Origin of the sequence: Bacillus sp. 7884-1 (assembly GCF_002272245.1) — a bacterium.
Classification (GTDB): domain Bacteria; phylum Bacillota; class Bacilli; order Bacillales; family Cytobacillaceae; genus Neobacillus.
Map to the genome: position 1 here is coordinate 1 of NZ_NPDD01000299.1, position 6333 is coordinate 6333.

Consider the following 6333-nt stretch of genomic DNA (forward strand, 5'->3'; position numbering starts at 1 on the left):
AAACTTCCAGTGGGTGCAAAGATTTTTTTAGCCAAGGAAAGAGGAGATATTTTAATCGTTGAGGTAGAAGGAGAAATCTTGAAATACCTAGCAATTGTTGAAGGGTAATAAATTAATTTTGTAAGCATTAAACAGTTAAAGTTTGTGAAAAAATGTGCTTTAACAAACATTGCTTTACTTCAAAAGGGAGAAGTGTACTTTTTTGTGAAAAGTGGCAGTTACTAGAAGGCTTGTTGCACTAAAAGGGTGCTTACTTAAAGAACCGGCTGCCAATCCTGGCTGTCTTTTTTTTTTGAACTAAAGATTTAGATTAGTGGAAGAAGGACTTTAGTAAAAAAGTATAGAAATAAAGAGATTTAGAGGAAAGGAGAGAAGTTAGTGGAAACGGTTGGTAATATTTTTCCAATTATTTTTTGGCTGGTGATTTTTGGGGTAATTGGTTTTGGGGTATATAGACTATTAAAAACTAAACAAAAATAACAATCAAGATAAGAAATGATTAATTCACTAACTGGTGGTTTCCTTAAAGATCTGGCTGCAAATGGCAATCTTTTTCTTATTCAACAAAAGTGGCAGTTTAGTTGAACAAACGTCATTAGCTTTTTTTCAATAATCGGGCCAGATCGTTGAGGAACTTTTTCAGGCAATAAGATATACGCATAATAAAATAAAGAAAAAATGTTATAAGAAATATGTGGTGATTATTTAAATAAAAGGGCAAGATATTTTAATGTGGTGCTTCCATACACATGAAACATGTGGTATCATTAAGAACATATGTTCCTAACGGTGGTTACATATGTTAAAAAATGAGGTTTGTTTTATGATTGCTGAAACGAACTATTAGTAAATGAGATTTTTGATACTGTTTTTTCAGCAATCCGGCTATTTTTAATGAAATAAAGTACTTAAAGAAAAGTAGGATATTTAGCGACATTTAATGAAAAACTTAATTGACATGGCATTTTTGCCGGTAATTTCCAAGGAGGTAATAAAAAATGGCATTCACATCCAAAAATATCTTTATCAATTTATCAGTAAAAGACGTGAACAAGTCCACCAATTTTTTCAAGGAGCTAGGTTTTGAGTTCAACCCACAATTCTCCGATGAAACCACATCTTGTATGATCATCAGTGACAATATCTTTGCTATGATAATGATTGAAGAACGGTTCAAAGGATTTAGTAAGAAGGAGATTGTTGATACTACTACTTCTGCCGAAGCAATTCTCAGCTTTTCAGCTGAAAGTCGGGATCAAGTGGATGAGGTAGTAAATAAGGCATTGTCATCTGGTGGTAAATCTTTTAGTGAGCCTCAAGATCATGGATTTATGTATATATGGGGGTTTCAGGATTTAGACGGTCATTTATGGGAAGTTGCTTATATGGATGAAAGTGCAATTAATCAAGAATAAACTTTAAGTTTTAAAGTCAAATCAAGTTTAATATTCTAAGGGATGATGCCTAAAAGGTATCATCTTTTTATTTATCTTTTATCAGATTTGAAATATGTGAAGTAATGGACTTAGGTAAAGTGGGCTTGACTTGAATAAGAATTAAGCAATGATCTTCAACAATCGGGGGCTTTTCTTTAGTAAGAAGGCGTCTTTTTGATTTGCCCATACACATTAAGTGATTAGATTTTGTTAAGTTCAAAAAAGATTGTGAATATTCCCACTTAAACTAGCGGGTGTTTTAATTCAAGAACAGGACTGTCAATGTACGGTCTTTTTTATGCTATTAAGTGTTAAGGGAGTGGGCGGAACGCCTCCCTCTTTTCTTCTATGGAATCGATCCCATGGAAACACTTTTTAAATCCTTTGCTTAAAAGAATCTGCGTCTTCTATCGAATTCAAAACGTCTTCTTCTTTCGAAGTCAAAGCCGAAAGGGAAAAATGGGAAAAATCTTCTTCTTCTAAAGTCGTCACGAAAAAAACCCATGTGTAATTATCCTCCTTTCATTTCAGAAGTCTAAATGACAAAAGGGCAGATTAACTTAACCCGCCCTTTGTTCTGTACAATTTAGATAAAAGATGCCCCTACAATGATCAGTAGGATGAACAATACTACGATTAGAACAAAAGTGCTGCCTCCATTGAAGCCACAGTCAAAGCCCATATTTTTTCACCACCCAATTGAAATATCTGAAGGAAAAAATTTCTTACTATGTATATATATTCCTTAAGTCAAGAATGGATTTAGACAATAACACTATTGTTAGGACAAAATTAGCGATTTGTCTAAAATGAATGAAAAGAAGCGTCTGCAATACATGCAAACGCCTCTTCGGAGGTAACATGGTGTCTGGTGGGTGGTCGGTGGTAATATACCATATGCACTCAGAATAAAGTGAATGGGACAAGTGCTGATTAATAGTAAAATAAGCAGAGAAAAAAGCATCAGATAGGTTACATAGTCGAAATAGCAATCTGAGAGGGAGTGGGCGAACGCCTACCCCCTTTTTTGTTACAAAGAAAGTAGTAAGGTTGATTGCTTGTTCAACTAACTGCGTAGGTTAATTGAATAAGAGATGAAAAAACAGAAGGACAGATTAAACTAACCAACCTTTCCTTTTTCCGTAGTAGACACCGTTACTTGATGGCCGAAATTAAACTTCATCCTCTCGGATAGTGATTACTTTTTCATGACCACATCGGTTACATATAAACCAAGTTGCAATATATCCCCATCCATCGGGTCTCTGATTTGTTTCTTCATAAACGTGACCTTTTAATTTACAGATGATTTTCGCTAAAATACCCATCATAAAAACCTCCTTCAATTAAAAGTTGATTTTCTATTTTTTCATATTTATGCTCCAATGCTTGTCATCGTTGTTTTAAGTTTTCACTACAATCATTACAAAGAATTAAATTCTGGCCTGGATCTATTTTCTTCGCATACAACGCATAACAGATTGGAGGGGGCTAAAAAAATTGTGAAGTATTACACTTAAAGTAACGGTGCAGTTTCCTTTAATAAGAAATTATTCAAATCAAGTTCTTAAAAAGGTAATATTGAATGGAGCTAAAGTAATCAGCTGCCATTTATGGTAGCTTTTTTAAATTGATTACTAAGTAGTTGGCAGAAAAATTTTAATAAAAAATTCCAAAATGGAACATTTAAAAAATACGAATCGTCTAATTACAAATACAAGGCATGGGAGGAGAAAATGAACGCATGGCTGGCATCCCTAACTCAGAACCCATAAATCATTTGAATCGTGAAGAGAAGCTGAAATGGTTAATGAACGCTTACGGTAATGATGTTATTAGAATTGCTTATACTTACTTGAAACAGAAACAGATGGCAGAAGATGTAGCACAAGAGGTTTTTATAAAGTGTTACGAGAAAATGGATTCCTTTCGAAACGAATCATCTTATAAAACATGGCTGATAAGAATTACTGTGAACCAATGTAAAGATGTCTTAAAAAGTTGGACTTTTAAAAACTTGTATTTTACGGATATTTTTAAGCCCAAACAGGCCGCCTCTTCTCTAGAGCATTCATTTTCGAGCGTGCAGGAAAATCAATTGATTTCAAAACAAGTAATAGAGCTGCCAGTGAGATTAAGAGAAGTCATTATCTTGTTTTATTATCAGGAGTTTTCTATTGAGGAAATATCGGACATGCTAAAGGTCAATTCAAATACGGTTAGAACTAGATTACATCGGGGACGCCAAAAACTTAAAGAAGGTTATGAAGGAGAGTGGGCAATTAGTGGAAAATAAACTGGAAAATTTAAAAGAAAAAATGGATGAAACCATTTTGAAAGACGTGTATTTTGATGATAAGCAGTATCAAAAAGTCTTGAACTCAATTGAAAAATCCAAGTTTCAAAAGCAAGTTTTTCCGCTTAAAAATAAGTTTAATACTGTTCTTAGCATTTCAGTCGTTTCTTTATTGTTTTTGGGGATCACCTATTTTGTAGGGACGCAGCTAAATTTATTTAATGGTCCTGAAGTAAAGCAAGCTAATGAACCAAAGGAGAATATGCAAGAATCTTTAGATCCTTCCAATGAGAAAACGGCATATATACCATCCAAGCAAGAAGAAAACTATGATGAAATGACTAAAGAAGAAATCCTCACAAAAATGATAAACACGGTAGATTATTTTGAAACGGCTATAGGAGAATTCAAATCCTTTTCTGGGGGTGAACCAGGTTATACGGTTATTGAATATGCGATTAGTTTAAAAAATCAACCAGGTGGATACGGCAAAAGAACGTATACGGAAAATGGTAAAAACGATACATTTTATGAATACTATAAAGATGGAACGGTATGGAATTTAATGGAACAGACACACACTTACAGGCAAATGAGTTATTCAGAAGGAAGTAGTTCAGGCACATTAAAGATAGAAGAGGCATTTTCAAAAGATAATGAAGGAATAAATGTTACAAAATATCGTGAGAGACCTCCAATTGGTTCGGCAAATGAAACATTATTTCCTTATGAGATAGCCTCAAACTATACACGAGATTTAAGTAAATGGGAAATAGAAAAGCAAAATGAGGAATTACTGGGTCATAACACGCTTGTGATCAAAGGGACTAAAAACCATAGGGATTTCCAATCCTTCCGCTTTTGGGTAGATAAGGATACGGGGATATTGGTTAAGTATGAAACATATAATTCTGCTGGTGACGTTGTGGATTACTTATATCCGTCAAAACTTGAAATTAATGTTCCAATCGATAGTGAACAATTCACACCCAATTTAGATGGTTATAGAATAGATGACCTATCTGAGAAACCTAGTATAACAACGGGGAATATCGATGAGCTAATCCCTGAAGAATTAAAGGCACAATGGGAAGAAGCAAAGAAGAATCCCAATGAAACAGCGATACTTCATTTGAATAATAAGTGGTATATTCATGTCAAAAGAGGGTACCTTGTCAACTATATAGATGAGGAAAAAGGTATACTGTATTTTGCAAAAGCTTCCGCTGCAAAGTCACTGCTTAATTTCCATGCCCTTGCTGAAGGATATAACGTAGAAACTTTAAAAATGGTTTATGAATAAGTCAACGAAAGGTGACCGTCATTTGGCGGTCCTTTTTAGTACAAATAACATAAGTTCCAAAATGTTACTTCGTGCACAAGATTGCGAAGTATTGTTCTTAAAGTAAAAGGCAGTTTAGTTGAATTAGCCAGGATAACAAAAAAAACCGCATACAATGCGGCCGTTTTACAATTAATGTGCATTCATTTCTTCTACGATTTCTTTCCCACTTAAATTAGAAGGATAATAAGTTGGCCAATTCTCCAATTCATTTAAAAGAGTGTCATGCTCTTCATCCCCAAAATAAATATGGTAATGTTCTGATTTTGTTGGATAAATACTATGATCACTAAATTGGACATGTTTTGGTACCCCATTAACTTCTCCAACTAAATCAAAAAGATAACGTACTCCTCTATTTCCAGATTCATAAGTTAAAATCTTGTATCCATGATACTTATATTCTCCTGTTTTTCCTTCTCCATTTTTATAAAATGTGATCGTATTCTCTTTTATAACAATTCGTTCAATGTCGGTTTCATACCCCACTTTATAATAATCTTTGTACTCTTCAAAGGTTTTATCTTTGTTTGTTTCGACTTTTTTCTGTAAGACCTCATCTAAACTTCCATCTAATAAAAAAGGATAGACTGATTGCCAATCTCCTTCCCAATCTGATAATTCTCTATCTTCAACTTCGTCATCTTGGAATATCCCTGAATATATCTCTTGCTTTTTTTCATCATCGTGACTATGTACATGGCTATGATTATGGGAATGCTCGGTACTTTCTGTAGATTCAGAATCAGAAGAAGTATTTTTAACAGGTGTATCTACTTTTTCTTGGCATCCTGCCAGCATTGTACCTAATAAGGAAAACGCAACTATTGATTTTATAAGGTCTTTTTTCATAAATATAAACTCTCCTTTTCCTTTTTAATAAAATAATAACGATTACGACTTATGTTTTTTTCTGACTTTTTAAATTAAGAAATACCAGCTGACAAACTCAATCAGTTTATTGTTTTAATAAAACAAGAATCCAGAAATGAATTAACACAGAATATGTACGTGGATATTACTAGTAATGAATTCTTAAATGTCTAAAAGACTTGGATAGAAACAAAAGATTTAAACAACTGTCCTCATATTTATCACCTTTCGTAAATTATTTAAAAAGGAACTTTATATTTTTTGTAAATCGTAATGGTTCCTTTTTACACCTTTATGAATATACTATGCTTTAGATTTTCTGTCAATATAAAACGTAATGATTATGATTTGAATTTAAAATAGATTATGAAGTACTGTACTTAAAG

At 33.3% G+C, this 6333-nt stretch carries 6 protein-coding genes; 3 read left to right on the forward strand and 3 right to left on the reverse strand.

Annotation, left to right across the window (positions count from 1 at the left end; all coding sequences use genetic code 11):
• Window positions 1-998: 998 nt before the first annotated feature.
• The gene (locus tag CHI06_RS28470) at window positions 999-1415 is read left to right on the forward strand and encodes a VOC family protein (RefSeq protein WP_095251995.1); all 417 of its coding nucleotides are present in this window, start codon (window positions 999-1001) and stop codon (window positions 1413-1415) included.
• Between the two features lie 607 nt (window positions 1416-2022).
• On the opposite strand, the gene CHI06_RS28475 is transcribed toward CHI06_RS28470, so the two are convergent.
• On the reverse strand, window positions 2023-2118 hold the full coding sequence (locus tag CHI06_RS28475) for a YjcZ family sporulation protein (protein ID WP_095251996.1): 96 nt from the start codon (window positions 2116-2118) through the stop codon (window positions 2023-2025).
• Between the two features lie 490 nt (window positions 2119-2608).
• Window positions 2609-2767 (reverse strand): hypothetical protein, encoded by a 159-nt coding sequence (locus tag CHI06_RS30145; protein WP_179292822.1) that lies wholly within the window; start codon window positions 2765-2767, stop codon window positions 2609-2611.
• A 413-nt stretch (window positions 2768-3180) separates the two neighbouring features.
• On the opposite strand from CHI06_RS30145, the gene CHI06_RS28480 reads away from it, so the two are divergent.
• Entirely contained in the window at window positions 3181-3732 is a 552-nt protein-coding gene (locus tag CHI06_RS28480; protein WP_257009504.1) for a sigma-70 family RNA polymerase sigma factor, read from the forward strand.
• On the forward strand, window positions 3722-5035 hold the full coding sequence (locus tag CHI06_RS28485) for a LolA family protein (RefSeq protein ID WP_257009505.1): 1314 nt from the start codon (window positions 3722-3724) through the stop codon (window positions 5033-5035). Before CHI06_RS28480 ends, CHI06_RS28485 begins: the two co-directional genes overlap by 11 nt.
• A gap of 171 nt (window positions 5036-5206) precedes the next feature.
• Here CHI06_RS28485 and CHI06_RS28490 read toward each other — a convergent pair whose 3' ends face one another.
• Complete coding sequence (locus CHI06_RS28490; RefSeq protein ID WP_095251997.1) at window positions 5207-5926, reverse strand: metal-binding protein ZinT; 720 nt, start codon at window positions 5924-5926, stop codon at window positions 5207-5209.
• Window positions 5927-6333 lie beyond the last annotated feature (407 nt).